This is a genomic window from Amycolatopsis sp. SID8362 (assembly GCF_010550475.1).
Lineage (GTDB): Bacteria > Actinomycetota > Actinomycetes > Mycobacteriales > Pseudonocardiaceae > Amycolatopsis > Amycolatopsis eburnea.
The window spans coordinates 1-1,734 of sequence record NZ_JAAGNB010000076.1 but is presented as its reverse complement, the minus strand read 5'-3'; the positions used below and the strand labels follow the sequence as shown (position 1 = coordinate 1,734).

Annotated in this window: 3 protein-coding genes; all 3 read left to right on the top strand. The window is 74.6% G+C overall.

Annotated elements, in window-relative coordinates; all coding sequences use genetic code 11:
- Positions 1-433: helix-turn-helix domain-containing protein (locus tag G3I65_RS58575; protein WP_160694468.1), on the top strand; the 433-nt coding region annotated here is incomplete at its 5' end.
- Positions 434-504: 71 nt separating this feature from the next.
- Positions 505-975, top strand: a complete 471-nt coding sequence (locus tag G3I65_RS02895; protein WP_309235231.1) for a 2Fe-2S iron-sulfur cluster-binding protein — start codon at positions 505-507, stop codon at positions 973-975.
- A partial coding sequence (locus tag G3I65_RS02890) for a xanthine dehydrogenase family protein subunit M (protein ID WP_160694466.1) occupies positions 975-1,734 on the top strand: 760 nt, incomplete at its 3' end. The genes G3I65_RS02895 and G3I65_RS02890, both read left to right, overlap by 1 nt.

Genomic DNA, 1,734 nt, shown 5'->3' with positions numbered 1-1,734 from the left:
GGCGCTCGCGGGCGCCGACGAGCTGTACGCGGAATCGGCGGCGTCGTTCCTGGCGGTCCACCTCCTGACCCGGCACGCGGCGGCACCCCCGCCCCGCGTCCCCGGCCGCGACGAGCTGCGCACCCGCCGGGCCGTCCAGTTCATCCGCGACAACCACCACCGCCCCCTCACCCTGGCCGACATGGCGGCGGCGGCCGACCTGAGCCCGTTCCACTTCCTGCGCGTGTTCAAGACGGCGACCGGGCAGACGCCGTACCGCTACCTGACCCGGGTCCGGGTGGAGAAGGCGTGCCGGCACCTCGAACGCGGGGACCTGTCGGTGACGGAGATCGCCGAGGCGTGCGGGTTCGCGACGCCGTCGCGGTTCGCTTCGGCCTTCCGGGCGCAGATCGGGCAGCCGCCGTCGGCGTACCGGACCGCGGTCCGGGGGTAGCGCAATAAACGGCGGCCCCGGCAGCAATCACCGGAAGGCGGAGCCGGGCGTCGCGAAGTTAGCGTCGCCGGGTGTCCACTCCAGAAATCGAAGCGAGCGTCAACGGCGAGGCCGTGCGGCTGCGGCTCGACCCGCGGGAATCGCTGCTCGACGTGCTGCGGGAGCGCCTCGGGCTGACCGGTACCAAGAAGGGCTGCGACCAGGGCCACTGCGGGGCCTGCACGGTCCACCTCGACGGGCGGCGCGTCGTCTCCTGCCTGACGCCCGCCGTGCAGGCCGGCGGGCGGGCGGTGACCACCATCGAGGGGGTCGCCGGGCCGGACGGCGGGCTGCACCCGTTGCAGCAGGCCTTCGTCGACCACGACGCACTCCAGTGCGGCTACTGCACGCCCGGGCAGATCATGTCCGGGCTGGCCTGCATCGCCGAGGGGCACGCGACCGACGACGAGCAGGCGCGGGAGTACCTGAGCGGGAACCTGTGCCGGTGCGGCGCCTACGCCGGGATCGTCGCCGCCGTGCGGCAGACCGCCGGGGAGGGCTGATGCGGCCCTTCGCCTACGTCGCGCCGGACAGTGTCGGCTCCGCCCTCGAGGCGCTGCGCGACGCCGTGCCGGGCACCCGGATCCTGGCCGGCGGCACCACGCTCTACGACCTGATGAAGCTCGGCGTCGAGACGCCGCCCGCCGTCGTCGACGTGCACCGGCTGCCCGAGCTGACCACCATCGAAGCCCGCGCCGGCGAACTCGTCTTCGGCGCCGGGGCGCGGATGGCCGACGTCGCCGACCACCCGGCCGTGCGCGACGGGTACCCCGCGCTGTCGGAATCGCTGTGGCGCGCCGCTTCCCAGCAGCTGCGGAACATGGCCACCGTCGGCGGGAACCTGTTGCAGCGCACGCGGTGCGGCTACTTCCGCGGCGGATCCGAGTTCCCCTGCAACAAGCGCGTGCCCGGCAGTGGCTGCGCCGCGCGCGACGGGCACGACCGCACCCACGCGCTGCTCGGCACCAGCGACGCCTGCATCGCGACCTACCCCGGCGACTGGGCGATCGCGCTGCTCGCCTTCGACGCGGTCGTCGACGTCGCCGGGCCGCGCGGCGAGCGCACGGTCCCGCTGGCGGAGCTGCACGTCGAACCGGGCGACGACCCGGCTCGCGAACACGTCCTCGACCCCGGCGAACTGATCCTGCGCATCCGCGTCCCGCTGACGCCCGCCGGCCGCGGGTCGGTCTACCTGAAGATCCGCGACCGCGAGTCCTACGCGTTCGCCCTCGCCTCGGCCGCGGTCGCGCTGACCGTGGCGG